This is a genomic window from Microbacterium sp. 13-71-7 (assembly GCF_002257455.1).
GTDB lineage: Bacteria > Actinomycetota > Actinomycetes > Actinomycetales > Microbacteriaceae > Microbacterium.
In genome coordinates, this window is record NZ_NCKN01000034.1 from 1 (window position 1) to 24058 (window position 24058).

At 68.5% G+C, this 24058-nt stretch carries 29 protein-coding genes and 1 pseudogene; 15 read left to right on the forward strand and 15 right to left on the reverse strand.

Going from position 1 to position 24058, the window contains the following annotated elements:
* A pseudogene (locus tag B7X32_RS05245) lies at positions 1 to 228 on the reverse strand (ABC transporter substrate-binding protein); the annotation flags it as partial.
* A 178-nt stretch (positions 229 to 406) separates the two neighbouring features.
* On the opposite strand from B7X32_RS05245, the gene B7X32_RS05250 reads away from it, so the two are divergent.
* Positions 407 to 1402 (forward strand): LacI family DNA-binding transcriptional regulator, encoded by a 996-nt coding sequence (locus tag B7X32_RS05250; protein WP_292717059.1) that lies wholly within the window; start codon positions 407 to 409, stop codon positions 1400 to 1402.
* A gap of 101 nt (positions 1403 to 1503) precedes the next feature.
* Positions 1504 to 2151 (forward strand): SDR family oxidoreductase, encoded by a 648-nt coding sequence (locus B7X32_RS05255; RefSeq protein WP_292717062.1) that lies wholly within the window; start codon positions 1504 to 1506, stop codon positions 2149 to 2151.
* A gap of 13 nt (positions 2152 to 2164) precedes the next feature.
* On the opposite strand, the gene B7X32_RS05260 is transcribed toward B7X32_RS05255, so the two are convergent.
* The 4 genes from B7X32_RS05260 to B7X32_RS05275 all read right to left on the reverse strand — a co-directional run bounded on the left by B7X32_RS05260 (position 2165) and on the right by B7X32_RS05275 (position 6006).
* Positions 2165 to 2539 carry a DUF2568 domain-containing protein gene (locus B7X32_RS05260; protein WP_292717065.1) on the reverse strand — a complete coding sequence of 125 codons (375 nt, stop codon included), beginning with the start codon at positions 2537 to 2539 and terminating at the stop codon, positions 2165 to 2167.
* Positions 2540 to 2546: 7 nt separating this feature from the next.
* Entirely contained in the window at positions 2547 to 3449 is a 903-nt protein-coding gene (locus tag B7X32_RS05265; RefSeq protein ID WP_292717068.1) for an arginase family protein, read from the reverse strand.
* Between the two features lie 252 nt (positions 3450 to 3701).
* On the reverse strand, positions 3702 to 4523 hold the full coding sequence (locus B7X32_RS05270; protein WP_292717071.1) for a type IV toxin-antitoxin system AbiEi family antitoxin domain-containing protein: 822 nt from the start codon (positions 4521 to 4523) through the stop codon (positions 3702 to 3704).
* 208 nt (positions 4524 to 4731) lie between these two features.
* Complete coding sequence (locus tag B7X32_RS05275; RefSeq protein WP_292717074.1) at positions 4732 to 6006, reverse strand: DUF445 domain-containing protein; 1275 nt, start codon at positions 6004 to 6006, stop codon at positions 4732 to 4734.
* A gap of 55 nt (positions 6007 to 6061) precedes the next feature.
* Here B7X32_RS05275 and B7X32_RS05280 point away from each other — a divergent pair, with 55 nt between their 5' ends.
* The 7 genes from B7X32_RS05280 to B7X32_RS05310 all read left to right on the forward strand — a co-directional run bounded on the left by B7X32_RS05280 (position 6062) and on the right by B7X32_RS05310 (position 12361).
* Complete coding sequence (locus tag B7X32_RS05280) at positions 6062 to 6334, forward strand: metal-sensitive transcriptional regulator (protein WP_292717115.1); 273 nt, start codon at positions 6062 to 6064, stop codon at positions 6332 to 6334.
* A 160-nt stretch (positions 6335 to 6494) separates the two neighbouring features.
* The gene (locus B7X32_RS05285; RefSeq protein ID WP_292717118.1) at positions 6495 to 7655 is read left to right on the forward strand and encodes an ABC transporter ATP-binding protein; all 1161 of its coding nucleotides are present in this window, start codon (positions 6495 to 6497) and stop codon (positions 7653 to 7655) included.
* The gene (locus B7X32_RS05290; RefSeq protein WP_292717121.1) at positions 7655 to 8827 is read left to right on the forward strand and encodes an extracellular solute-binding protein; all 1173 of its coding nucleotides are present in this window, start codon (positions 7655 to 7657) and stop codon (positions 8825 to 8827) included. The genes B7X32_RS05285 and B7X32_RS05290 overlap by 1 nt, the downstream gene beginning before the upstream one ends.
* Positions 8820 to 9707, forward strand: a complete 888-nt coding sequence (locus tag B7X32_RS05295) for an ABC transporter permease (protein ID WP_292717125.1) — start codon at positions 8820 to 8822, stop codon at positions 9705 to 9707. Before B7X32_RS05290 ends, B7X32_RS05295 begins: the two co-directional genes overlap by 8 nt.
* Positions 9707 to 10630 carry an ABC transporter permease gene (locus tag B7X32_RS05300; RefSeq protein WP_292717128.1) on the forward strand — a complete coding sequence of 308 codons (924 nt, stop codon included), beginning with the start codon at positions 9707 to 9709 and terminating at the stop codon, positions 10628 to 10630. Before B7X32_RS05295 ends, B7X32_RS05300 begins: the two co-directional genes overlap by 1 nt.
* 116 nt (positions 10631 to 10746) lie before the next feature.
* Positions 10747 to 11679 (forward strand): RNA polymerase subunit sigma-70, encoded by a 933-nt coding sequence (locus B7X32_RS05305; RefSeq protein ID WP_292717131.1) that lies wholly within the window; start codon positions 10747 to 10749, stop codon positions 11677 to 11679.
* Between the two features lie 112 nt (positions 11680 to 11791).
* A complete protein-coding gene (locus B7X32_RS05310; protein ID WP_292717133.1) occupies positions 11792 to 12361 on the forward strand; it encodes a dihydrofolate reductase family protein in 570 nt (189 codons plus the stop codon).
* Between the two features lie 104 nt (positions 12362 to 12465).
* On the opposite strand, the gene B7X32_RS05315 is transcribed toward B7X32_RS05310, so the two are convergent.
* From B7X32_RS05315 to B7X32_RS05330, 4 genes are all read right to left on the reverse strand, one after another.
* Entirely contained in the window at positions 12466 to 13833 is a 1368-nt protein-coding gene (locus B7X32_RS05315) for an aspartate aminotransferase family protein (RefSeq protein ID WP_292717137.1), read from the reverse strand.
* Between the two features lie 89 nt (positions 13834 to 13922).
* On the reverse strand, positions 13923 to 14312 hold the full coding sequence (locus B7X32_RS05320) for a type II toxin-antitoxin system VapC family toxin (RefSeq protein WP_292717140.1): 390 nt from the start codon (positions 14310 to 14312) through the stop codon (positions 13923 to 13925).
* Positions 14309 to 14563: a type II toxin-antitoxin system prevent-host-death family antitoxin gene (locus B7X32_RS05325; protein ID WP_045273672.1), complete on the reverse strand. Its 255-nt coding sequence runs from the start codon at positions 14561 to 14563 to the stop codon at positions 14309 to 14311. The genes B7X32_RS05320 and B7X32_RS05325 overlap by 4 nt, the downstream gene beginning before the upstream one ends.
* 161 nt (positions 14564 to 14724) lie before the next feature.
* Complete coding sequence (locus B7X32_RS05330; RefSeq protein WP_292717145.1) at positions 14725 to 15939, reverse strand: MFS transporter; 1215 nt, start codon at positions 15937 to 15939, stop codon at positions 14725 to 14727.
* Positions 15940 to 16344: 405 nt separating this feature from the next.
* On the opposite strand from B7X32_RS05330, the gene nrdH reads away from it, so the two are divergent.
* From nrdH to nrdF, 4 genes are read left to right on the forward strand one after another with little or no spacing between them, the layout of a single operon-like run.
* Complete coding sequence (gene nrdH, locus B7X32_RS05335; protein ID WP_045251249.1) at positions 16345 to 16578, forward strand: glutaredoxin-like protein NrdH; 234 nt, start codon at positions 16345 to 16347, stop codon at positions 16576 to 16578.
* A gap of 19 nt (positions 16579 to 16597) precedes the next feature.
* Positions 16598 to 17035 carry a class Ib ribonucleoside-diphosphate reductase assembly flavoprotein NrdI gene (nrdI, locus tag B7X32_RS05340; RefSeq protein WP_045273568.1) on the forward strand — a complete coding sequence of 146 codons (438 nt, stop codon included), beginning with the start codon at positions 16598 to 16600 and terminating at the stop codon, positions 17033 to 17035.
* Entirely contained in the window at positions 17017 to 19194 is a 2178-nt protein-coding gene (nrdE, locus tag B7X32_RS05345; RefSeq protein WP_292717161.1) for a class 1b ribonucleoside-diphosphate reductase subunit alpha, read from the forward strand. Before nrdI ends, nrdE begins: the two co-directional genes overlap by 19 nt.
* Positions 19195 to 19237: 43 nt before the next feature.
* A complete protein-coding gene (gene nrdF / locus B7X32_RS05350) occupies positions 19238 to 20215 on the forward strand; it encodes a class 1b ribonucleoside-diphosphate reductase subunit beta (protein WP_292717164.1) in 978 nt (325 codons plus the stop codon).
* A 19-nt stretch (positions 20216 to 20234) separates the two neighbouring features.
* On the opposite strand, the gene B7X32_RS21055 is transcribed toward nrdF, so the two are convergent.
* Entirely contained in the window at positions 20235 to 20555 is a 321-nt protein-coding gene (locus B7X32_RS21055) for a DUF3263 domain-containing protein (RefSeq protein ID WP_366246957.1), read from the reverse strand.
* Positions 20556 to 20617: 62 nt separating this feature from the next.
* Between B7X32_RS21055 and B7X32_RS05355 the strand changes: the two genes are divergently transcribed.
* Positions 20618 to 20944 (forward strand): hypothetical protein, encoded by a 327-nt coding sequence (locus B7X32_RS05355; protein WP_292717167.1) that lies wholly within the window; start codon positions 20618 to 20620, stop codon positions 20942 to 20944.
* 55 nt (positions 20945 to 20999) lie between these two features.
* Here B7X32_RS05355 and B7X32_RS05360 read toward each other — a convergent pair whose 3' ends face one another.
* The 5 genes from B7X32_RS05360 to B7X32_RS05380 are packed head-to-tail and all read right to left on the reverse strand — an operon-like array spanning position 21000 to position 23769.
* Positions 21000 to 21335 (reverse strand): hypothetical protein, encoded by a 336-nt coding sequence (locus B7X32_RS05360; protein ID WP_292717170.1) that lies wholly within the window; start codon positions 21333 to 21335, stop codon positions 21000 to 21002.
* Complete coding sequence (locus B7X32_RS05365) at positions 21332 to 21661, reverse strand: hypothetical protein (protein ID WP_292717173.1); 330 nt, start codon at positions 21659 to 21661, stop codon at positions 21332 to 21334. Before B7X32_RS05365 ends, B7X32_RS05360 begins: the two co-directional genes overlap by 4 nt.
* Positions 21645 to 22097 (reverse strand): hypothetical protein, encoded by a 453-nt coding sequence (locus B7X32_RS05370; protein WP_292717176.1) that lies wholly within the window; start codon positions 22095 to 22097, stop codon positions 21645 to 21647. The genes B7X32_RS05365 and B7X32_RS05370 overlap by 17 nt, the downstream gene beginning before the upstream one ends.
* Positions 22098 to 22117: 20 nt before the next feature.
* On the reverse strand, positions 22118 to 22906 hold the full coding sequence (locus B7X32_RS05375) for a peptidoglycan-binding protein (RefSeq protein ID WP_292717179.1): 789 nt from the start codon (positions 22904 to 22906) through the stop codon (positions 22118 to 22120).
* Positions 22907 to 22944: 38 nt separating this feature from the next.
* Positions 22945 to 23769, reverse strand: coding sequence for a hypothetical protein (locus tag B7X32_RS05380; protein ID WP_292717182.1), 825 nt, complete (start codon positions 23767 to 23769; stop codon positions 22945 to 22947).
* Positions 23770 to 23835: 66 nt separating this feature from the next.
* Here B7X32_RS05380 and B7X32_RS05385 point away from each other — a divergent pair, with 66 nt between their 5' ends.
* Positions 23836 to 24024 (forward strand): helix-turn-helix domain-containing protein, encoded by a 189-nt coding sequence (locus tag B7X32_RS05385; RefSeq protein ID WP_292717185.1) that lies wholly within the window; start codon positions 23836 to 23838, stop codon positions 24022 to 24024.
* The last annotated feature ends 34 nt before the right edge of the window (positions 24025 to 24058 follow it).

Genomic DNA, 24058 nt, shown 5'->3' on the forward strand with positions numbered 1-24058 from the left:
GCCCGAGGTCTTGGACCACGCGGAGACGGCATCGTTGACGGCCTTGGTCTCGGCGTCGCCGGACGATCCGATGAGGATGTTCAGCGGCTTGTCGGACGAGGTGAGCTTCGAGGATCCGCTGCCGGCGTCGCCGCCGGAGAACCCCGAACCGCATCCGGTGAGTGCGATCGCGCCCGCGAGGACGAGCGCTCCGGCTCCGATCGCGGCGCGTGTGCTGTGCCGTGTCATGTCTCTTCTCCCTTGATGAGCATCCGTGATGATGTGTGCTTCTCGGTGACGACGGGACGTCGTCGTAGGAATTTGAACGATCAAACTCTGTGTCGAATACGCTAGGCGGCGGGAGCCCGGGGTGTCAAGGTGGGAAGGTGGAGCCGGATCCCCGGGCCGGATCCGCGGAGGGAGAGACATGGTCAGGACGCCGACCGTCGAAGACGTGGCGCTGCGCGCCGGTGTGTCGCGGCAGACCGTGTCGAACGTGCTGAACACGCCGGCCATCGTGAAGCCCGCCACGCGCGAGCGCGTGCAGCAGGCGATCGTCGAGCTCGGCTACCGGCGCCACGCCGCGGCCCGTCAGCTGCGCACCCGCCGCAGTTCGACGATAGGGATCCACCTGGATCCCTACGTCGGCGGCGTCTCGGGCGTCGTGCTGGACCGCTTCGTGCACGCCCTCACCGAGCGAGCGAGCGAGCGCGGCATGCGCATGCTCGTGTACGCCGCGCGCACGGCCGGCGACGAGATCGCCCGGCTCGCCGAGCTCTGGGAGGGCTCCGAGATCGACGCCGCGATCATCACCGGCACCTTCCACGGCGACCCGCGCACGCGCTGGCTGGGGGAGGCCCGGCTGCCCTTCGTCGCGTTCGGCCGCCCCTGGGGCGAGGACGATCTCGCCGCTCCCGAGCACCTGTGGGTCGACGTCGACGGCGCCGCCGGCACGCGCGCCGCCACGGAGCACGCGCTGGGCTTCGGCCCGCGGGTCGCGTTCCTCGGCTGGCCGACCGGATCGGGCACGGGCGACGACCGCGAGCGGGGCTGGCGCGAGGCGATGGCCGCAGCCGGGGCCGTGGGCCCGCGGTGGACCACGGAGGAGGACGTCGCGGGAGCGAGGGCCGTGGTCGCGGGCGCGGACGCGAACGTCGACGCGGTGGTCTGCGCGAGCGACTCCCTGGCCATCGGCGCGCTCCTCGCGCAGACGGGCGGATCCCCGCGAGTGCCGGTGATCGGCTTCGACAACACGCCGACCGCGGAGGCGCTCGGCTTCTCCAGCGTGGAGCAGCGCCCCGAGGACGTCGCGGCGGCGACGCTGGAACTGCTCATGGGGCCGACCGGCGAGGCGGTGACCCCGCGGGACGTGCGGGCCGGCACCGCGCACGCGCTGATCGAGCCGCGCCTCGTCGTCCGGTAGGCGGGCGCCGCCTCGTGCGGAACGCAGGCCGCGCGCCCCGGGCGAGGGGCGGATCCGGATCCGCCGCCCCGCGACCGCAGGATCGGGCATAGCGTGGAGGCATGGCACGGATCCTGATCTTCGGCGGCCACGGCAAGGTGGCCCTCCTCCTCGAACCCCTCCTCACGGCGCGCGGCGACCAGGTGACCGCGGTGATCCGCGATGCCGGTCAGATCGATGACGTGCGGGCGACGGGGGCGGACCCCGTCGTCTTCGACGCCGAGTCCGCCTCGCAGGAGGCGATGGCGGCGCTGATCGCCGGGCACGACGCCGTCGTGTGGTCGGCCGGCGCGGGAGGCGGATCCGCGGAGCGCACCAGGGCCGTCGACCTCGACGCCGCCGTCCGGTCCATGGGGGCGGCGGCGGATGCCGGTGTCAGCCGGTACGTGATGGTGTCGTACTTCGGATCCTCGCCCGCGCACGGGATCCCTGAGACGGACTCGTTCCACGCCTACGCCGAGGCGAAGGCGGCAGCCGATGAGCACCTGCGTGCGACCGCGCTCGAATGGACGGTGCTCGGGCCGAGCAGGCTGACGCTCGAGGAGCCGACGGGGCGGATCGACGCGACGTCGGAGATCTCGGGGAGCGTCTCCCGCGCCGACGTCGCGCAGGTGATCGCGCAGACGCTCGTCGAACCCGCGACCATCCGCCGCACGATCCGGTTCAACGAGGGGGATCGGCCGATCGACCAGGCGCTGCGCGAACTCTGAATGCGCGTCGCGGTCAGCGGCGGGTGAGCACGGCCAGCGCGATCCTGTCCAGCGCCCACACGGCGAAGAGCAGCACCCCGGCGACCGCGGCCCCGCTCGCCCACGTGACCGCGCCGACGGCGGCGAAGAGCACCGTCTCGATGCACAGCCTCCCCGCGGGGCGGACGTCGAAGCGCGCCTTCGGCGACAGCAGCAGGCCCCAGACGACCGCGAGCACGGCCACCGCCGCGGCGGCGATGATCCAGCCGGTTCCGCCGGGGAAGAGGCGCACCGAGGCCGCCGCGGCGTTGATCAGAAGCGCGAGCTCGAGCAGGAACCGCACGCCCAGGGCGGTGCGCAGGGCAGGGCCGCCCTCGAGGAACGGGTCGCGGGCGGGGCGGTCGCTCATGGAAGGGTCAGCCCCGGCCCGCCAGCGCGGCGAGCAGCTCCAGCACGCAGAGCGCGGCGAGGCGCACGGTGCGTGCATCCTCGTCGTCGGCGGTGGCGTCCACCTCGGCGATGTCGGCGCTGACCACCCGGGGGTCGCCGGCGATGCCGCGCACGAGCGCGCGCAGCTCCCACGCCGCGAACCCGCCGGGCACGCTCGCCGGGCATCCCGGAGTCGCCGCACGGTCGCACGCGTCCACGTCGATGTCGAGATGCACCCGGGCCGCGTCGCCGGCGCCGGCGATCTCGACCGCCTCGGCGACCACGTCGTCGATGCCGCGGCGGCGCACCTCGTCCAGGGTGATGACGCGGATGCCCCAGTCCGCGGCCCGCTGCGCGTAGGCGACGGAGTTCGCGAAGTCCGCGATGCCGATCTGCACGATCCGACGCGGATCGATCGCGGATCCCTCCGGGGCGTCCTCGACCAGGCGTCGCACGGGGGAGCCGTTCGAGACGCCGTCACGCAGGTCGAAGTGCGCGTCGATCGTGATGAGGCCGTTCGCACCCGCACCGAGCGCGACGGGGTACGTGAGCGAGTTGTCGCCGCCGAGCGCGATCACGAGCCGGGATGCCGCGGAGAGTTCGGACACGCGGGCGATCGCGCGGGCGATGCCCTCGTCGCCGTCGGGGTCGTGCACGTCGCCGGCGTCGGCGATGTGCAGTGCCTCGTTCAGGTCGATCGCAGGGGGCCCCATCAGGGCGGGGCTGTACCGGCGCAGAGCGTCGCGGATCGCCGCAGGCGTCGCGTGCGCGCCCGTGGGGGACAGCGAGGTGCGCCAGGTCGGCACGCCGAGCAGGACCGCGTCGGCGGGCGTGCCGAAGGCGGGCCAGTCGCCGCCACGGGGCCAGAGGGGATCGTGCGAGAGTGCCATGAGGAGTCCCTTCCCGGAGGCGCGATCGGCATCCGTTGAACAGCGTGCCACGGCGCGGCCCCTGTGTCGGGAAGCCACCACGGTCGTTGTCTGGTGTGCGAGACACCGGTGCCCGAGCCCGGTGCCCGCTTCCGTCCCCGGCCCGCTCCGGCCGCGACGATCCGCTCCGGCGCGACGATCCGCACACCCTGCGACGATCCGCACACAGAACCGGCGGATCCGTGTGCCGATCGTGTCATCGTGTGCAGATCGTCACAGTCCACGGAGCGCGGCGAGGATCGCCGCCTGCACGGACGGCCAGTCGTGCACGACCTGCGAGTAGTCGAACCGGAGGGTGCGGTACCCGAGGCGAGCAGCGGCGGCGTCGCGCACGAGGTCCTTGTGCCGCTTGGCCGGACTCGCATGGTTCTCCTTGCCGTCGACCTCGATGATGAGCCGGCCGATCGTGAAGTCGACTTTGCCCACACCGTCCACGCGTACCTGGCACTCGAGCTGCAGCCCGATCGCGTGCAGCCTCAATCGCAGCAGGGACTCCAGCCCGCTGTCCGCGTCGGGCCGCGCAAGATCCACGAGCCAGCGCGCCGAGACGGGCAGTGCTTCACGGATCCCTCGGCGCACCGCAGGCGACAGCAGTCCCTTTCGCCACGCCGACTCGTATGCGGCGAAGAACGCCTCGTCCCCCGCGCAGAGCCGGAGATGCAGGAGCGCCGTGCCGACGTCGGTCGGACCGAGCGGTGGGGTCCCGCGGTAGTAGTGCGGCACGCAGGCGCAGTGCGGATGTGCCAGGCCGTGACGTCCTGCGCCGAGCCAGACATGCGGCGCCGTGACGTCGGGCAGCACCCAGATCCCCTGCGCTTTCAGCACGCTCGCACAGGCGAGGGCGCCACCGTGGGCGACGGCCGCGCGCACGTCCGCGTCGACCGGGCCCACGGCGAACACACCGTCGCGCAGGCGGTCGATCGCACCACGCCTCACGGCGCGGGCGATCGCCGAGCGCGTGAAACCGAGCCGCTGCAGGTCCGCGCCGCGTGCGATCCTGCCGTGACGTCGGATGGTGTCGACCAGGGAGAGCATGCCGACAGAGTGACGGATCCCACAGCGCCGTGGACCGGTGGTCCCGGGATCCGTGCACAACGCGCGTCCGCACAGTGCTGTGGAGGACGATCCGCGGCGCGACGATCGCACACAGGGCGACGATCAGCACACAGAACCGGTGGATTCGTGTGCTGATCGGGTCATCGTGTGCAGATCGTCGCGCCGAACAAGAGGAGCCGACGCCGCGTCACACGGGGATCACGGCATGCGCGACGGCGAAGATCGCGAGTCCCGCGAGCGCTCCGACGACGGTGCCGTTGAGGCGGATGTACTGCAGGTCGCGGCCGACCATGAGCTCGATCTTCTCCGTCGTCTCGGCCGGATCCCATCGCTCGACGGTGTCCGTGATGATGGAGGCGATGTCGTGCCGGTAGCGGTCGACGAGGAACACCGCGGCGTCGGTCAGCCAGCCGTCCACGCGCTGCTGCAGCGGATCCTCGGTGGCCAGGCGGTCCCCGAGCTCGCCGATCGCCACCGCGGCCCGGCGGCGCAGGCCGCTCTCCGGATCCGCGAGCGCCGACAGCAGCCCGGTCTTCGCCGCATTCCACGCCTCCGCGGCCAGCGCGCCCACGCGGGGGCTGTCGAACAGGGCCGACTTGGCGTTCTCGAGGCGTGCTCGGGTGCTCGGATCGTGCTGCAGGTTGTCCGCGAGCCGGGCGAGATAGCCGTCCAGGGCGAGGCGGGCGGGATGCCGAGGATCCGCCTGCACGGCCCGCACGAACCGCACGGCCTCGTTGTAGGCGGCCTCGTCCACGAACCGGTGCGCGAGCCGCGGCACCCACCCCGGCAGCCGGCGCGAGAGCAGGCCCCTGAACGCGTCGGCGTTGCCGTCCAGCCAGGTCGCGATGCTGTCGACGGCGAGGTCCACCGCCCCGCGATGGGCGTCGGCCTCGACGATGCGCTGCAGCCACGTGCCTGCGGGCGTTCCCCACTCCGGTTCCACGAGGTGCTCGCGAGCGAGCTCGGCGATGACGCTCTGCACGTCGTCGTCGCTCAGGGCGCGCAGCACGGCGGCGGCGATCGTGGATCCCTCGCTCGCGACCCGCTCCGCATGTGCGGGCGTGCGCAGCCAGGAGCCGAGCCGTGCGGCGATCGAGGTGTCGGACAGCTTCGTGCGCACGACCTCGGCGGAGAGGAAGTTGGTCTCGACGAACTCGCCGAGGCTGCGCCCGATCTCGTCCTTGCGGTTGGGGATGATCGCGGTGTGCGGGATCGGCAGCCCGAGCGGACGGCGGAACAGGGCCGTCACGGCGAACCAGTCGGCCAGCGCGCCCACCATGCCGCCCTCCGCGGCGGCGCGCACGTACTCGAGCCACGGGTAGCGGGCCTGCAGCCAGAACGCCACGACGAACGCGACGGCCATGACCCCGAGGGCGGCGAGGGCGACGGCCTTCATCCGCCGGAGCGCGCGCAGGCGCTCCAGATCCGCGGGGGACAGCAGTGCTTCACGGGCGCGAGCCATGCGCCCATCCTTGCAGAGCCCCTGTCCCGTGGGTGCGGGCGGTACTCTCTACCTCGTGATCGAAGACATCAAGAAGCGCGCCCTGCACCGCACCAGCATCCTCGAGGGACAGCTCCGCGGCGTCGCGAAGATGATCGAGAACGAGGACTACTGCATGGACATCATCACGCAGTCCCGCGCCATCCAGCGCTCCCTCGAATCCCTCAACAAGCTGCTGCTCGAGAATCACCTGCGCACGCACGTGGCACACATGTTCGACGAGGGCGGGGAGCCGCGAGAGCAGGCCATCGAGGAGCTGCTGAAGGCGTTCGACTTCCAGGGGAGATAGCCCCCGGGTGCGGATCCCGCACCCCTCAGATTCGTTGAGAAACATAAATGTAACAACGAATTTCGTCGCCAAAGGTCAAGGAATCTCCGTTTTCCTCTGTACGAGCGCCTGAACCTGTGTCAGACTCCTCGGCAGCGAGAACACACCCTGTGGAGGTTTCATGAGCGGTCCAACGTCCGTACCGGCTCAGAGCACGATCGACACGCCCACCGGCGGCGTCGAGATCTCTGGCGTCACCAAGTTCTACGGTGAGGCGACCGCCGTCGACCGGCTGTCGTTGTCGATCCGTCCGGGCGAGTTCCTCTCCCTCCTCGGCCCGTCCGGATGCGGCAAGACCACGACGCTGCGCATGATCGCGGGCTTCGAGCACCCCGACGAGGGGGACATCCGCCTGAGCGGCCGGAGCGTGCTGGGGCTGCCGCCGCACAAGCGCGAGGTCAACACCGTCTTCCAGGCGTACGCGCTGTTCCCGCACATGACCGTCGCCGAGAACGTCGCCTACGGTCTGCAGCAGCGCAAGGTGCCCAAGGCCGAGCAGCGCGAGCGCGTCGCCGAGGCGCTCGACATGGTGCAGCTGCGCCGTTTCGCGGACCGCAGGCCCACGCAGCTGAGCGGCGGCCAGCAGCAGCGCATCGCGCTCTCCCGCGCCCTGATCAACCGCCCGTCCGTGCTGCTGCTGGACGAGCCGCTGGCCGCCCTGGACCGGCAGCTCCGCGAGGAGATGCAGCTCGAGCTGAAGTTGCTGCAGGCACGGCTCGGGACCACCTTCGTGTTCGTGACGCACGATCAGTCGGAGGCGCTGTCGATGAGCGACCGGATCGCGGTCATGCGCGCGGGCCGGATCGAGCAGCTCGCCGCACCGGCCGACGTCTACGCCGAGCCGGCCTCGGCCTACGTCGCCTCGTTCATCGGCCAGCAGAACTTCCTGCACGGGACGGCGCTCGGCGGCGACGCGGTGGACACCTACGCGGGCACCGTGCACGGCCGCTGGGGCGGGGAGCAGACCGCTCCCGGCGCGGCGGTCGTCGCCTCGATCCGTCCCGAATTCGTGCGCCTCGCCCCTGCGGGCACCGCGGACGGGCCGGGGATCGACGGCACCGTGCTCGGCGTCTCGCATCTCGGCGAGACACTGCAGGTCGCAGTCGAGGTCGGGCGGGAGCAGGCCTTCCTGGTGCGGATCCCCGCACCGGGCGCCCCCGCGGTCGCGGTCGGCGACGCCGTGCGCTGCACCTGGACCCCCTCCGACGTCCGCATCTTCGCCGGCGACGGGATCCCCGAGACGGCCACGCACGTGATCGCCCTCCCCAAGGAAGCGGCCTGATGGCGCCTCCGGTCCGGGTGCTCGCGAACGGCGCATCCGCGCGGAAGATCCGCTCCGAGCTCACCCGGCGCGGCTTCCTCGCCACGGCGCTCGCCGCATCCGGCGCGGTGCTGTTCACGGCGTGCGCGCCGCAGCAGGCCTCTGCGGCGTCCGATGCGCACGGCGGACCGCTCGAGGACAAGCTCTCGATCTACACCTGGAGCGACTACGACGATCCCAAGAACCTCAGCGCCTTCACGAAGAAGTCGGGGCCGAAGGTCGTCGTCGACGCGTTCAACTCGAACGAGGAGCTCATCGCCAAGCTCGTCGCGGCGCGGGGGACCTCCGGTTACGACATCGTCGTGCCGAGCGGCCTGTTCATCCTGCCGATGGCCGAGAACGGCCTGCTGGAGAGGATCAACCTCGATCTCATCCCGAACTTCGCGACGATGAACCCGAACTTCATCCACCGGTCCTTCGACCCGAAGAACGAGTACTCGATCTGCAAGGCCTGGGGGACGACCGGCTTCGTCTACGACAAGACCGTCATCTCGCGGGAGCTGACGAGCTGGGCGGACTTCGTCGACGCCGCGCAGAACGAGGCATCGGGTCGGACCGCGGTGCTGGACGACCCTGCACCGCTGTGCGGCATCTACTTCTGGTCGCACGACATCGACTGGAACACCACGGAGAAGAAGCACCTCGACGCCTGCGAGAGCTTCCTCACGACACAGCTCGCGCCGCACATCACCACCTTCGACTCGGCGCCCGGCGGCCAGATCATCCCGCAGGCCTCGGCCGCGCTCGTGCAGTCCTACAGCGGCGACGCGCGCACCGGCATGGCGGCGTCGAAGGATCCGGAGCGCTGGCAGTGGGTGCTCGGCGCTCCCGCCACCGAGCTCTGGATGGACAACTGGGCGATCGCGAAGGGCGCGCCGCACCCCGAGGCCGCTCATGCCTTCATCGACTTCATCATCTCGCCCGACGTGCAGTTGGCCCAGGTCGACTACATCGGCTACGACACGGGCGTGCAGGGCACCCAGCAGAAGGCCGATGAGGCCGGATTGGAGCGTCTGGACATGGTCTACTTCGACGACGCGCAGGTGAAGACCATGCACGAGCAGAAGTTCACGAGCGCGCAGGAGCGGATCGTGTCGATCTGGAACGCGACGAAGGCGGCCGCCGGTGCGTAGGCTCAGGATCCGCTTCGGCCTCGCCCTGCCCGCCTGGGTCTGGCTGCTCATCTTCTTCGTCGTGCCGATCGGCGTCGTGATCTGGTACAGCTTCGGCTACAAGCCGAGCATCTTCGCGACCAACGCGAACGACAAGCTGTCCTTCGACCGCTACGTCGAGGCGCTCTCCCCGACGTTCTTCGCGACGTTCCAGAACACGCTCTGGGTGGGCATCGCCGGCACCGCGCTGTGCCTGGTGATCGGGGCGCCGGTGGCGTACTGGATCGCTGTGAAGTGCGCGCCGAGCCGGCGCGGGATGTTCCTCGCGCTCGTCATGGTCCCGTTCTGGACCAACTTCCTGGTGCGCACGATCGGCTGGCAGATCATCCTCGCCCCCGAGGGCTGGCTGTCCCACGCACTGCAGTTCCTCGGTGTCATCCCCGGGCCGCTCGGCATCCTGAACACCCGCGGCGCGGTGCTGCTCGGCGTCGTCTACAACTATCTGCCGCTCATGATCCTGCCGCTGTTCGTGGCGTTCGACCGCGTGAGCGGACCGCTGCGCGAGGCGAGCAAGGATCTGGGCGCCGGCAGCTGGAGGACCTTCTTCCGGGTCACGATCCCGCTCGCGCAGCCCGGCATCATCGCCGGGGTGCTGCTGGTCTACATCCCGCTCATGGGCGACTACATCACGGCGACCGTGCTCGGCGGCGCCAAGGGCAACATGGTCGGGCAGATCGTGGCCAGCCAGTTCCAGACCGCGCAGAACTGGGCGCTGGGCTCCGCGATGGCGGTGCTGCTGATCCTCACCATCGCGCTGTCGATCGGCATCGCGGCCGCGATCGGCTGGCTCGTCACGATCCCCATCCGCCGCAGCTACCGGCTCACGCTCGAGGAGGCATGATGACCGTCGTCGCAGAACGACCCGCCGAGCAGGCGGATCCATCACCGTCCACGACCAGGGCCGGATCCGGTCAGCGCACCAGGGCGCCGCGGAACGTCAGCCGCTGGCTGCTGCCGCTGTGGGCGACCCTCGTGTTCGTCTTCCTGTTCCTGCCGATCGCCGTCGTGATCGTGTACTCGTTCAACGTCGGCCGGCTGCTGATCTCCTGGGATCACTTCGGCTTCGACTCGTTCGCCGCGATCGTCACGAAGCCGGCCGTGCGCGATGCGGTGCTGGTGTCGCTGCGCACCGGTCTCATCGCGGCCGTGCTCGCGACCGCGCTCGGCACCCTCGCCGGCATCGCGATGGCGCGGACCCCCGGCAAGTGGGTGCCGTGGTTCCTCGGTCTGCTGCTGCTGATCTCCGTCACTCCCGAGATCGTCGACGCGGTCGCGCTGCTGCCGTGGGTCGTTTTCCTCGGCCAGGATCTGGGGCTGTCGATCTTCAACGACGGCACGGTGCGCCTTGTGATCGGGCAGTCCCTGTTCTCGATCGCGATCGTGTCGTACATCGTGCGGGCGCGCCTGGTCGGCCTCGATGCCCGGCTCGAGGAGGCCTCGGCCGACCTCTACGCAAGGCCGCTCACGACGTTCTTCAAGGTCACGCTGCCGCTCGCGATGCCGGCCGTGCTCGCGGGCTTCCTGCTCTCGTTCACGCTGGGCCTGGACAACACGATCGTCTCCGCCTTCGTGCAGGTCTCCGGCACCACGCCGTGGCCGGTCTACGTGCTGAGCGCACTCCGCAGCGGCCTGCGCCCGGAGATCGCGGCGGTGTCGACGATCATGCTCGTGCTGACGCTCGGGGCCCTCGCGCTCGTGGCGCTCGTCCTGAAGAAGGCGGGCGACTCCGCCGCCGACATCGCCCGGACCATGGCGGGAGGCTGAGCGGGGTTCACCCGCTCCCGTCGCAAATGATGCCGCTCTGATCCGATCAGAGCGGCATCATTCGCGACGGGAGCAGGTGGTGGAGACGGCGACGTCCAGGCAATACGCTCGGCTGCGTGGACGCCTCCGACCTCGCCGCGCTCCGCGGCGGCCTGCTCGCCTTCTGCTATCAGATGCTTGGCTCGCCGTTCGACGCGGAGGACGCGGTGCAGGATGCGCTCGAACGGGCCTGGCGCGGTCGCGCCTCGTACGATCCGGCTCGGGCGGCCCTGTCGACCTGGGTGTACCGCATCGCGCGCAACGTGTGCGTGGACCGGCTCCGCGAGACGCCGCGGCGTCCGCTGCCGCGCGATCTGACGGATCCGGGCATCGACGTCGGTGCGCCCCTGGTCCCCGCACTGGACGTGCCCTGGCTGGTGCCGGCGCCGACCCGCTGGTGGGCGGACTCCGAGCCGGAGCGCGCGGTCGCGGAGGCTTCAGGGGTGCGGCTCGCGGTGACGCTGGTGTTGCAGGCGCTGCCGCCGAAGCAGCGCGGGGTCTTCATCCTGCGCGAGGTGCTCGGGCGCACCGCGGCGGAGACGGCCGAGATCCTCGAGACGACCGTGCCGTCCGTGAACTCCGCGCTGCAGCGGGCGAAGGCAGCCGTCGCGGAGCGCTCGTCGCGTCCCGCTCCGCTGCGGCGCGAGACGGTCGAGCGGTACGCCAGGGCGATCGAGCGCGCCGATGCCGCGGCGCTGGCCGAGCTCGTCGCCGACGACGTGCTGTTCGAGATGCCGCCCGTGCCGTACTGGTCGATCGGGCGCGAGACGTACGCCGCCTTCATGGCGCACCTGTTCGAGTGGCAGGGCACCCGCTGGAGCACCAGGCCGATCTCGGCCAACGGGCAGCACGGCTTCCTGCTCCTGCGCGTCGACGAGGACGGCGCGCACCCGCACACCGTCCAGCTGTTCGAGGCCGACGCGTCCGGCGAGAGGATCGGTCACGTGCTGGTGTACCGGGACGATGCGCTGTTCACGCTCTTCGAGCGGGACGGCGTCGTCGCCGTGTGAGGAGTCCGCACGGATCCCACGGGCACCGATGAGTTCTGCGTCCCTCGTCCGTACACCTCTGTGAAGCCCTCCGCGGAGGATCCGCATCGGGGCATGACGCAAGGAGCATGACATGGCACGTATCATCGTGGCGCAGTTCATCACCCTGGACGGGGTCGTGGAGGATCCGGACGGATCCGGCGGCACCCCCTTCGGCGGATGGTGCTTCCGGCACGGACCCGAGGCGATCTCGGGGGACAAGTTCCATTACGGGTCGATCCTGCAGACCGGGATCTTCCTGTTCGGACGGCGCACCTGGGAGGCGTTCTCGGCTCTGTGGCCGCCGCGCGACGCGACGGATCCGTTCGCCCGCGCCCTGAACGCCGCGGACAAGGCCGTGGTGACGGGCGGCGACATCGATCTGGCCCGGTGGCAGAACTCGCGGCGGGTCGAGGCGGATCCGGTGGGCTGGGCGCGGGAGACCGCGGCGGAGCGCGACGTGATCGTGATCGGCAGCGGCTCGCTCGTCGAGCGCTTCGTCGCCGCGGGGGCGGTCGACGAATACCGTCTGCGCGTGTTCCCGACGGCGACAGGGGCCGGGCGCCGTCTGTTCCCCGACGGTGCGGCGCTCGATCTCGTGAGCGTCGAGCAGATGGGACCGACGAGCCTGGTGATCGCCACGCCGTCCGTCCGGGGTCGTTGAGCGAGCACCCGGGGGAGCGAGACGAAACGCCGTGGAGAGGAAAGCGGCATGAGAAAGGGGAGGGCGGATCCCCATCCGCCCTCCCCGAGTCGCGTCCCCAGCGACTACAGAACGGTCTCGGCCTCCTTCAGCACCCCGCGGAGGATGCCGGCGATCTCGCGGAACTCGGCCGGCCCGATGGTGAGCGGCGGGGCGAGCTGGATCACGGGGTCGCCGCGGTCGTCGGCGCGGCAGTAGAGGCCCGCGTCATAGAGCGCCCCGGAGAGGAAGCCCCGCAGCAGACGCTCCGACTCGTCGTCGTCGAACGTCTCCCGCGTGGCCTTGTCCTTGACCAGCTCGATCCCGAAGAAGTAGCCGTCGCCGCGCACGTCGCCCACGAGCGGGAGGTCGAGCAGGGTCTCCAGCTCGGCGCGGAACAGCGGCGAGTTCTCGCGCACGCGCTCGTTGAGCTTCTCCTCCTCGAAGATGTTCAGGTTCTCCAGGGCGACGGCGGTCGAGACCGGGTGACCGCCGAAGGTGTAGCCGTGCGGGAACGACAGATCGCCGTGCGCGAAGGGCTCGTAGATGCGGTCGCTCACGATGGCCGCGCCCAGAGGGGAGTAGCCGCTCGTGATGCCCTTGGCGCAGGTGATGATGTCGGGCACGTAGCCGTAGGCGTCGCAGGCGAACATGTGCCCGATCCGGCCGAACGCGCAGATCACCTCGTCGGAGACGAGCAGCACGTCGTAGCGGTCGCAGATCTCGCGCACGCGCTGGAAGTAGCCGGGAGGCGGCGGGAAGCAGCCGCCCGAGTTCTGCACCGGCTCGAGGAAGACCGCGGCCACGGTGTCGGGACCCTCGAACTGGATCATCTCCTCGATCCGGTCGGCGGCCCAGACGCCGAACGCCTCGGGATCCGTCGGCGCGCCCATCTCGGCGGCGCGGTAGATGTTCGTGTTCGGAACACGGAAGCCACCGGGGGTGACCGGCTCGAACATCGCCTTCATCGCGGGGATGCCGGTGATCGCGAGCGCGCCCTGGGTCGTGCCGTGATACGCGATCGCGCGCGAGATGACCTTGTGCTTGGTGGGCTTGCCGCGCAGCTTCCAGTAGTGCTTGGCGAGCTTGAAGGCGGTCTCGACGGCCTCGCCGCCGCCGCTCGTGAAGAAGACGCGGTTCAGGTCGCCGGGGGCGTAGCCGGCGAGGCGGTCGGCGAGCTCGATCGCCCCCGGGTGCGCGTAGGACCACAGCGGGAAGAACGCCAGCTGCTCCGCCTGCTTCGCGGCGGCCTCGGCGAGGCGGGTGCGGCCGTGGCCGGCGTTGACGACGAAGAGGCCGGAGAGCCCGTCGATGTACTGCTTGCCCGTGTCGTCCCAGATGTGGTGTCCCTCGCCCCGGACGATGATCGGCACACCGCTGCGGTCCATCGTGGACTGGCGGGTGAAGTGCATCCAGAGGTGATCGTGTGCTTTCCGTTGCAGATCGGCGCTCATGTTCCGATCTTGTCACCCAAAATCCAAAATGACAACAGATATCGAAGGTTGAGATCCTCGAATCCTGCGGATTCCGAGGTCGGTGAGTGTCAGACCCTCGCGTCTTGGATCCAGGTCTGGCCGAGCGCAAGCAGGGTCGAGTCCGAGGTGAGCAGCGTCAGTCGCTCCGCATCCGCTTGAGCGAGGATCATTCGATCGAAGGGATCGTGGCGCGTCAGAGCAGGGAAGCGCAGCATGGCCGTTGCGTGCGCCGACGTGAAGGGCAGCTCGCGCAGGCCGGCGTCGGAGAACGCGGCGGGGAAGCGGTCGCCTCCGGGGAGGGCGAGCCGACCGAGCATGTGCTTGATCGTGAGTTCGGAACTCGACACGGATGAGCAATAGACGACCGTTGCCGCGTCGATGGCCTTGCGTGATCGATCGCCGAGCCGCCCGTCTGCGTGCAGCAACCACAGCAGGGCGTTCGTGTCGAGCAGGATCACTGTGCGGGTTCCTCGGCCCAGTCCGGTCCGTAGAACATCTCCTGGATCTCGGGATCGATGCCGTCGAAGAGCGCGGGATCGGGCAGGGGCTCATCCTTCAGCAGTCCGTAGACGATCGTCGTGCGCTCGTGGGGGATGAGGTCTACGACCGGTTTCCCGGCGCGAGCGATCGTGATCTGCTCGCCGTCCAGCACCCGCGCGATCAGTGCGGAGAGCTGCGTCTTCGCTTCATGCACGTTCACCTGGGTCATGACCACAGTTTAGTCCAGTGGACTAAGCAGTGGGCAGGGTGTGGATCGATGAGCAGTGGTTCCGGCGCCTCGGCGCCGTTCTGCTCACCGGGGACCGGCGGATCGCGAACGCCGGTGTCGCCCGGTGTCCGATCGAGGTCGTCGCCCTGGGGCGGTGACGGTCAGGGCAGCGGGACGGCCTCGGTGTCCGGCATCGGCGCCGCGTCGCGACCGCGCAGGTCGGGGAAGAAGCGCACGAACACCACCGAGACGACCAGGGCGGCGGCGGCGAAGCACGTGGCTGCGAGGTAGGCCCCGGTGGGGCTGTGCATGCTGTCGATGAGGAAGCCGGCGATCGCGGATCCGGCGGCGGCGCCGATCAGCTGCCCTGTGCCCGCCCACCCGAACGCCTCGGCGGTCTCGGAGAACTTCACGCTCGCCGACGTGATCGCGAACAGCACCGCGAGCGCGGGGGCGATCCCGATTCCGGCGGCGAGGAGCGTGCCGCCGAGCCAGAACACGTTGAGCGACAGCATCGTGAGGGCGAGGCCGACGGTCACGATCGTCAGGCGCCGGGCCATCGCCCACGGCCCCATCGGCACGCGTCCCGAGGCCAGGCCGCCGACGAGGCTTCCCACGGAGAACACCGCGAGCACGAGCCCCGCCTCCAGTCCGCCGTGGTCGAAGGTCTTCACCACGCCCACCTCGACCGCCGCGCAGGCGCCGATGAGGAGGAAGCCGGTGACCGTGGCCAGCATCACAGGGGGCTTCAGCACGACCGCGCCGAACCCGCGGCGACTGCGCGGGATGCGCACCCGGCCGACCTCGGGGGAGAGGATGAACCACGCGCCGCCGCCCACGAGCACGGCGGCGACGAGGAGCAGGCCCTGCACGGTGCCGACCTGCGTCGAGACGATCGTGATGACGACCGGCGCCACGATCCAGATGATCTCCTGCAGCGACGCGTCCAGCGAGAACAGCGGTGTGAGCTGCGAGGAGTTCACGAGCTTGGGATAGATGGTGCGCGCAGCCGACTGGATCGGCGGGGTGGAGAGCCCCGCGATCAGGCCGAGCAGCACGTAGCCGGCGAGCGGCAGGAAGGAGAAGAAGGCCAGGCCCAGGAACGACAGCACGCAGATCGACAGCGTCAGGGTCAGCACCGGTCGCATGCCCCAGCGGCCCATCCAGCGGCTGGTGACGGGCCCGGACACGGCCTGGCCGATCGAGGATGCGGCCAGCACCAGGCCCGCCGCGCCGTAGGAGCCCGTCGCATGCTGGACATGCAGCAGGATCGCGAGACTCGCCATGCCGTTCGGGAACCGCGCCGTCAGCTGCGCGGTGATGATCCGTCCGACGCCCGGTACGCGCAGAAGCTCCTTGTATCCCGATCCGGCCACGGATCAACGCTACAGGTCGCGCGGCGTCGGGAGCAGGTCCTGGGCGGTCTGGGCGCGGCTCCGCGGAGGTCCGCCTGCGACACGCCGACGACACGCCGGAGGGCGATTTCCACAGGCTGAGGAATGTCCGTGGCCCCTCCTAGCGTCGGATCTGTGGAGGGATGCGGACGGGGCCCGCCGGAGCCGCGGGAAATCGCGGTTCGAGGGTGCTCCCCGGCGTCGGCCGGCTGTGGACAAAGACGTGGAGAACCTGTGGTGAATCGGTGGAATACGGTGGAAAACTACACAGTTGTAACTACTAGCCCTAGTGGTCGACCCGAATGTCCGCACCTATATGTAGTATTGAACTCCCGGCAGGGCCACCTGCCCGAAGCCGGGTTCTGAGGGGAAGAAGAGGCGCAATACATGTCCATCACGGTCTACACCAAGCCCTCCTGCGTGCAGTGCAACGCGACGTACCGCGCACTCGACGCGAAGGGCATCGAATACGAAGTCCACGACGTCTCCGAAGACGCTGCGGCGCTCGAGCACGTGAAGTCGCTCGGCTACCTGCAGGCGCCCGTCGTCGTCACCGACGAGGACCACTGGTCGGGCTTCCGTCCCGACAAGATCGACGAGCTCGCCGCTCGCCTGGCCTGACCCCCGAGGGGGCGATCTCATGAACGCCGCCACCGCGACCGCCGCGCCGCTGCTGGTCTACTTCTCGAGCATCTCGGGCAACACGGCCCGATTCGTCGAGAAGCTGGGCCTTCCGGCGCGACGGATCCCGCTGCACAGCACGGAGGAGCCGCTCGTCGTCGATGAGCCGTTCGTGCTGGTCACGCCGACCTACGGCGGCGGACAGGGGCGCGGCGTCGAGAAGGGCGCCGTACCCAAGCAGGTCATCCGGTTCCTCAACGACGAGCGCAACCGGCGTCACATCCGCGGAGTGATCTCCGCAGGCAACACCAACTTCGGCGACGCTTTCTGCGCCGCCGGTGACATCATCAGCCGCAAGTGCCACGTGCCCCACTTGTACCGGCTAGAGATCTACGGCACACAGGACGACGTCGATCGGGTGACCGACGGATTGGATCAATGGTGGAAGCAGCACTGAAGGACTCAGCGCCGGTGAAGGGCGAGATCGCGTTCAAGGTCAACGCGGCGTACGAGGGGCTCGACTATCACGCCCTCAACGCGATGCTGAACCTGTACGACGCGGACGGCAAGATCCAGTTCGACGCGGACAAGCGCGCGGCGCGGGAGTACTTCCTGCAGCACGTGAACCAGAACACGGTGTTCTTCCACTCGCTCAAAGAGCGCCTGGACTACCTCGTGGAGAAGGAGTACTACGAGGGCGCCGTGCTGGACGCGTACTCGTTCGAGTTCGTGCAGAAGCTCAACGACCTCGCCTACTCGAAGAAGTTCCGCTTCGAGACCTTCCTCGGCGCGTTCAAGTACTACACGAGCTACACGCTGAAGACCTTCGACGGCAAGCGCTACCTGGAGCGCTTCGAGGACCGCGTCGTGATGACCGCCCTCGCCCTGGCCGACGGCGACGAGGATCTCGCCGTGAACCTCGTCGAGGAGATCATCTCGGGCCGCTTCCAGCCCGCCACCCCGACCTTCCTCAACGCCGGCAAGGCGCAGCGCGGCGAGCTCGTCAGCTGCTTCCTGCTGCGCATCGAGGACAACATGGAGTCGATCGCCCGCGGCATCAACTCCGCCCTGCAGCTGTCCAAGCGCGGCGGCGGCGTGGCGCTGCTGCTCTCGAACATCCGCGAGTCCGGCGCCCCGATCAAGCAGATCGAGAACCAGTCCTCGGGCATCATCCCCGTGATGAAGCTCCTCGAAGACTCCTTCTCGTACGCCAACCAGCTCGGCGCGCGTCAGGGCGCCGGCGCGGTGTACCTGAACGCGCACCACCCCGACATCATGCGGTTCCTCGACACCAAGCGCGAGAACGCCGACGAGAAGATCCGCATCAAGACCCTGTCGCTGGGCGTGGTCGTGCCGGACATCACGTTCGAGCTGGCGAAGAACGGCGAGGACATGTACCTGTTCTCCCCGTACGACGTCGAGCGCGTCTACGGCGTGCCGTTCGGCGACGTCTCGGTCACCGAGAAGTACCGCGAGATGGTCGACGACCCTCGTATCAAGAAGACCAAGATCAACGCGCGCGAGTTCTTCCAGACCCTCGCCGAGATCCAGTTCGAGTCGGGCTACCCGTACATCATGTTCGAGGACACGGTGAACAAGGCCAACCCGATCAAGGGCCGGATCAACATGTCCAACCTGTGCAGCGAGATCCTGCAGGTGAACACGCCGACGACCTACAACGAGGACCTCTCGTACGGCCAGATCGGCAAGGACATCTCCTGCAACCTCGGATCGATGAACATCGCGCTGTCGATGGACTCGGACGACCTGGGCCAGACCGTCGAGACCGCGATCCGCGCGCTCACCGCGGTGAGCAACCAGAGCCACATCGGCTCGGTGCGCTCGATCGAGGACGGCAACGACCGCTCGCACGCGATCGGCCTGGGGCAGATGAACCTGCACGGCTACCTCGCTCGTGAGCGCGTGTTCTACGGCTCCGAAGAGGGCATCGACTTCACGAACATCTACTTCTACACGGTGCTGTTCCACGCGCTGCGCGCGTCGAACAAGCTCGCGATCGAGCGCGGCGTCGCCTTCGACGGCTTCGCCGACTCGACCTACGCGTCGGGCGCGTTCTTCGACAAGTACATCGATCAGGAGTGGGTGCCCGCGACGGAGAAGGTCGCCGAGCTGTTCGCCGGCCAGCACATCCCGACGCAGGACGACTGGCGCGAGCTGAAGGCCTCCATCCAGGAGCACGGCATCTACAACCAGAACCTGCAGGCCGTGCCGCCGACCGGATCCATCTCGTACATCAACAACTCGACGAGCTCGATCCACCCGATCGCCTCGAAGATCGAGATCCGCAAGGAAGGCAAGCTCGGTCGCGTCTACTACCCGGCGGCGTTCATGACGAACGACAACCTGGAGTACTACCAGGACGCCTACGAGATCGGCTACGAGAAGGTCATCGACACGTACGCCGCCGCGACGCAGCACGTGGACCAGGGCCTGTCGCTCACGCTGTTCTTCAAGGACACCGCCACCACGCGCGACATCAACAAGGCTCAGATCTACGCCTGGCGCAAGGGCATCAAGACGATCTACTACATCCGTCTGCGTCAGATGGCCCTCGAGGGGACCGACATGACCGAGTGCGTCAGTTGCATGCTGTGAGAACCCGCGTTTCGTCTCGCTCAACGACCGAAGTAGGAAAGAAATGACCCCCGAACCGCTCAAGCTGGTCGACCGCGTGCAGGCGATCAACTGGAACCGCATCCAGGACGACAAGGACCTCGAGGTCTGGAACCGTCTGGTGAACAACTTCTGGCTGCCCGAGAAGGTGCCGCTGTCGAACGACATCCAGTCGTGGAACACGCTCACCCCCGAGGAGCAGACGCTCACCATGCGGGTGTTCACCGGCCTGACGCTCCTGGACACGATCCAGGGCACCGTCGGCGCGGTGTCGCTCATCCCCGATGCGATCACCCCGCACGAGGAGGCCGTCTACACGAACATCGCGTTCATGGAGTCGGTGCACGCGAAGAGCTATTCCTCGATCTTCTCGACGCTGTGCTCGACGAAGGAGATCGACGAGGCGTTCCGCTGGTCCGTGGAGAACCCGAACCTTCAGAAGAAGGCTCAGATCGTCATGGACTACTACCGCGGGGACGAGCCGCTCAAGCGCAAGGTCGCCTCGACCCTGCTGGAGAGCTTCCTGTTCTACTCGGGCTTCTACCTGCCGATGCACTGGTCGTCGCGGGCGAAGCTCACCAACACGGCCGACCTCATCCGCCTCATCATCCGTGACGAGGCCGTGCACGGGTACTACATCGGCTACAAGTTCCAGCGCGGCCTCGAGACGCTCGACCAGGCCAAGAGGGACGAGCTGAAGGACTACACGTTCTCGCTGCTCTACGAGCTCTACGACAACGAGGTGCAGTACACGCAGGACCTGTACGACGGCGTCGGCCTCACCGAGGACGTCAAGCGCTTCCTGCACTACAACGCGAACAAGGCGCTCATGAACCTCGGCTACGAGGCGATGTTCCCCGCGACCGTGACGAACGTGAACCCGGCGATCCTGTCGGCGCTCTCGCCGAACGCCGACGAGAATCACGACTTCTTCTCGGGATCCGGATCCTCCTACGTCATCGGCAAGGCCGAGGCCACCGAGGACGAGGACTGGGACTTCTAGAAAGCCCAGGTCGGGAGCACTATCCCCGACCGTCACGAACCCCCGACTGACCGCTCGCACTGAGTAGGTCACCGGGGGTTCGTGGCGTCTTTGCCCACATCCTGCCCACATCCGCCAGCGGAGCAACGCTCCGCCACCTGTCCCGCGACGGTGTGAAGCTCGTCACACGGTGCGCCGTCACCGGATCCGCGATCTGCCCCTCCGTGCTCGCTGCGGCACGCTCGAGCAGCACGACATAGCGTGCGGGGGAGAGGCCGAGCTCTTCCCGGATCCGGGTCTCCTTGTTCCCGAACCACGTCGGGTTGCGGTGTTCGAAGGCGAGGAGTTCGGCGGGAGTCATGCGAGCGATGATGCCACCGGCCACCGACACTCGATGTCGGCACCGCGGCGTACGCTCCCCGCATGCCGTCCCATCCGCTCGCTCCCGACACTGCGCTCAGCATCAAGATCGGTTGTGTGATGACCCGCAACCAGTACACGCAGGATCCCGGCCCTGTGATCGCTGAGCTCTACGCGACTGCCGGGACCCGGATCGACCTGCTGACGCAGGAGGTCGGCATGTTCATCGGGTTCTACGACGACCAGTATCGGGCCACGCTCGTGACGGCGCTACGTGCGCTGCCGCTCGACATGGACGAAGCGATCAAGCTTGGCCAGTTTCGGCGAGGTCTGCCCGCGCACGGCACCGGTGGGTATCACCGCCCGCGGGGCGTCACTGATATGGGGTAGGAACGCCGAAAACCCCCGCCACCGGCACAAGGCCAGGGCGGGGGATTCAGATCGTTCAGCGGAGATCTCGGCGAAGAGGATCGCTGGAGACGAACGTCTTCTGTGCGGCATCAGCTGCACCAACGGGCTTCCAGAGTCCGAAGTGCAGGCCGACCGCGATGAGGAACGTCGGCAGGGTCAGCAGCAGGCCGCGGCCGATGTCGTATGTCTCACCGCGTGCGAGTGCTGCGCCGAGCTCCGTGAGCAGCGACGTGGCCAGGGCGAGCGCGGCGAGGAGGATCGCCTTCACGGCCGGGTTAGTCGTCACCTTCGTGACGAGTCCAACCAGCAGCGGAAGCACGGTGGAGATGAGCAACTGAATGATCAGCGCGGGGTCGAGAGTGAACGTCATGATGTCTCCTTCGAGATGTCGAGGTCGAGCGCGGTCTGCTCGGTAGGGGTCGGGTCCGTCGATCCGCCGGAGCGGACCCGGTTGACGTACCCGTTGAATGCGGCGAGGAGCCGTTTGATCCAGAACTCCAGCCAGAGAACGCGGGCACCGAGACGCTCCTCACGCGCCCATATCTCGGCGACGGTCGGCGTCTTCGTCTCCACGTTGCCGCGGCGGCGGTTCCAGATCGCGAATCCGCCGGCGATGAGCCCGCCGATGACGGTGATGATCAAGGGCAGGTAGGGGGTGAGTTGTTCGGTGAGGGTGATGTCATCTGCGAGGTACACGGCGCCTCTTCCCTGTCTGTGCCGCCAGGTACACGAACCGCACAGCAGGGAGGATGAACGCGATCGCCGCGACAGCACCCGCGAATTGACGGTTGAGGTCCCCTTCAGCGAACCCGATCCCGTTGAGAGCACCGACGTAGCCGGACATCAGCGACGACAGCGCCAGAGACGCCCACTTCTCGAGCTGCTGCCACCGGTCGGTGAGAGATCCCACCGCGGAGAGCAGCGCCGACACCCCCAACAGGACAGCCCAGATGGCCGTGTACCCCTGCGGTGTGGTGAGGCGGAAGATCGGGACGCCCGCGACGAACGCGATCACAGCCGAGTACACGTACCCGAGGTAGACGCCCACGAGTGCGACCCGGAGGACGATCACAGGCGACCACGCCCAGATCGCCCACTTGGAGCGGGGGGCAATGTTGTCGAGGTATCTCATCGGCATGTCCCGGCCCCCGTTCACCCGGCGACTTCCGCGAGCTTGGTGAGCGTGAGAGGCCCAGCATCACCATCCGGGGTCAGCCCGTGAGCTTCCTGGAACGCAGTCACAGCGGCGAGGGTGGCAGGACCGTAGTCCCCGTCCACGGTGAGGTTCGCGCCGGTCTTGTTGAGCGCTTCCTGCAGGTCGCGGACGGTCCACAGGTTCCGCAGGTCACCGGTCGACAGGTCCAGGTCTCCCGCATACCCGGGGAGACGGCCTTTGGAGGTGTACTGCCAGATCCAGACCTTGTCGCGCGGCCAGAACCCAACCAGGGGCGTGCTCGAGGGTGTGCCGTCATCGTTGCCGTAGTCGGCGACCATGACCTGCAGCCCAAGCGCGACAACAGGCGACCAGTCTGCGGCGCGTGACGCGGACGCAGACACGTACACAACCTGCTGGGAGTAGGGCACAAGATCGGAGAGCCGCTGTGCGGCATCGGCGACCTCGGCCGGCGTCCACCGGGCCGTGGTGCCTTCGTCCTCCACATCCCACATGAACCGTTCACCGGCTGCGAGGGGTGTCGTGTCGAGTTGTGCCCGCGCACCCCACACTTGGTTCGCGATCGACACGTCGCGCCCGTTGAACCAGTACCGGGATGCGGGAACACCCGCGGCCCGGAGAGCGGCGACCTGGACACGGTGCGTGGGCGACTCGTAGATGCCGCTGTTGCCGCCACCGATCTTCACGATGCCGTGATTGATCCCCGCCGCCACCCACTGCTTCGTGATGTCAGGGGTGATGTTGGTCTGCCAGTGGGAGATGTCCACGACGTACGGGACTGGTGTCCCCGGCTCAGGGTCCGGGGTCACGCTTTTGGGGCGAGCCGTTCACCGATCTGGCTCACGACATCCCCGGCGATCGTCCCGCTGAGCTGCGCCGCGATCCGCTTCGCATCGTCGTCGGACAGCTTCAGGATCGTGTCGACCTGCTGGCCCGGGGTGCCGTCACCTCCCGGGTTCGCGGTGCGGAGCAGGTTGCACAGCGCCGTGAGCTCGTTCTGGTCGATAGGCCGGGCGACGAGGTTCGGTCCCGCGAGCTCCCACGCGACGAGCAGCTGCAGGTACGCGTCGGACGGGATCACCCAGAACCCGCCGCCCTCGCCGACAGCGACGACGCCGGTGCCCATCTGGTAGAGCTTGATCGGGCGGGACGCGGTGAGGACCTCGCGGTGCTTGTTGTCGTCGTACATGTCATCCTCCTCGGATGCGGTGATCGCGTCCTTGCCGGCCGCGACGTTGATGGGGCAGTCGAAGATGCTCGAGGTCCAGCCGAGGTACTCGCGGCTGATCTCGTTCTCTCGTTCGTCGAGAGTGCAGGAGCCGGTGACGGCGTCCTGGCCGGGGGGCTCGGTGACCGCGACGCGGCCGCCGCCGAGGCTGATGACGACGTCGCCGTCGATGTTCCCGTCCCATGTGCGGCGCCCCCACCAGACGGCGGCGCCGGGGGGCGGGTTGCGGTCACCGGGGCGTTTGCCGTCCGACTGCAGCCACGCTGCGTAGGCGGATTGGGCTCCCATGCCGGTCGACGCGCCCTGCGCCTTGTACGCCTGCCACACGTAGTACAGGCACATGCTCGGGGTGACCGAGCCGTAGTTGAGCAGCCACTGAGCAGCTGCGACACCGTCGATCATGACGAGTTCCTCTCGGTCTGCGGCGCGCTGCCGCACCAAAGTACGTACAAGATTTAGACTGTCCGTATGGACCCGATCGCGAACCTCACCGCCATACGCACCGTGTGGGACCAGCGCGCCATGTGGGTGGTCGAGGCACGAAACCAGGGCATTCCGTGGGATCAGATCGCCGACGCGATCGGGTTGTCCCGGCAGACCGTCATCAATCTGCACCACAATGCATCTAGAAATTCGACACAGACCGGTGTACGGTGACGACCATGAACAAGAAGTTGCTCGTCGGAGGCCT

Bases quoted from the DNA above. Each gene is read 5' to 3' on its own strand.
- B7X32_RS05360 (WP_292717170.1), bottom strand. From the start codon at position 21,335: ATGACGTTCACTCTCGACCCCGCGCTGATCATTCAGTTGCTCATCTCC.
- B7X32_RS05355 (WP_292717167.1), top strand. From the start codon at position 20,618: ATGCCGTCCCATCCGCTCGCTCCCGACACTGCGCTCAGCATCAAGATC.
- B7X32_RS05380 (WP_292717182.1), bottom strand. From the start codon at position 23,769: ATGATCGACGGTGTCGCAGCTGCTCAGTGGCTGCTCAACTACGGCTCG.
- B7X32_RS05275 (WP_292717074.1), bottom strand. From the start codon at position 6,006: ATGGCTCGCGCCCGTGAAGCACTGCTGTCCCCCGCGGATCTGGAGCGC.
- B7X32_RS21055 (WP_366246957.1), bottom strand. From the start codon at position 20,555: ATGACTCCCGCCGAACTCCTCGCCTTCGAACACCGCAACCCGACGTGG.
- nrdE (WP_292717161.1), top strand. From the start codon at position 17,017: ATGGTGGAAGCAGCACTGAAGGACTCAGCGCCGGTGAAGGGCGAGATC.
- B7X32_RS05265 (WP_292717068.1), bottom strand. From the start codon at position 3,449: ATGGCACTCTCGCACGATCCCCTCTGGCCCCGTGGCGGCGACTGGCCC.
- B7X32_RS05370 (WP_292717176.1), bottom strand. From the start codon at position 22,097: ATGAGATACCTCGACAACATTGCCCCCCGCTCCAAGTGGGCGATCTGG.
- B7X32_RS05310 (WP_292717133.1), top strand. From the start codon at position 11,792: ATGGCACGTATCATCGTGGCGCAGTTCATCACCCTGGACGGGGTCGTG.
- B7X32_RS05255 (WP_292717062.1), top strand. From the start codon at position 1,504: ATGGCACGGATCCTGATCTTCGGCGGCCACGGCAAGGTGGCCCTCCTC.
- B7X32_RS05260 (WP_292717065.1), bottom strand. From the start codon at position 2,539: ATGAGCGACCGCCCCGCCCGCGACCCGTTCCTCGAGGGCGGCCCTGCC.
- B7X32_RS05290 (WP_292717121.1), top strand. From the start codon at position 7,655: ATGGCGCCTCCGGTCCGGGTGCTCGCGAACGGCGCATCCGCGCGGAAG.
- B7X32_RS05300 (WP_292717128.1), top strand. From the start codon at position 9,707: ATGACCGTCGTCGCAGAACGACCCGCCGAGCAGGCGGATCCATCACCG.
- B7X32_RS05315 (WP_292717137.1), bottom strand. From the start codon at position 13,833: ATGAGCGCCGATCTGCAACGGAAAGCACACGATCACCTCTGGATGCAC.
- nrdF (WP_292717164.1), top strand. From the start codon at position 19,238: ATGACCCCCGAACCGCTCAAGCTGGTCGACCGCGTGCAGGCGATCAAC.
- B7X32_RS05250 (WP_292717059.1), top strand. From the start codon at position 407: ATGGTCAGGACGCCGACCGTCGAAGACGTGGCGCTGCGCGCCGGTGTG.
- nrdH (WP_045251249.1), top strand. From the start codon at position 16,345: ATGTCCATCACGGTCTACACCAAGCCCTCCTGCGTGCAGTGCAACGCG.
- B7X32_RS05325 (WP_045273672.1), bottom strand. From the start codon at position 14,563: ATGACCCAGGTGAACGTGCATGAAGCGAAGACGCAGCTCTCCGCACTG.
- B7X32_RS05385 (WP_292717185.1), top strand. From the start codon at position 23,836: ATGGACCCGATCGCGAACCTCACCGCCATACGCACCGTGTGGGACCAG.
- B7X32_RS05285 (WP_292717118.1), top strand. From the start codon at position 6,495: ATGAGCGGTCCAACGTCCGTACCGGCTCAGAGCACGATCGACACGCCC.
- nrdI (WP_045273568.1), top strand. From the start codon at position 16,598: ATGAACGCCGCCACCGCGACCGCCGCGCCGCTGCTGGTCTACTTCTCG.
- B7X32_RS05270 (WP_292717071.1), bottom strand. From the start codon at position 4,523: ATGCTCTCCCTGGTCGACACCATCCGACGTCACGGCAGGATCGCACGC.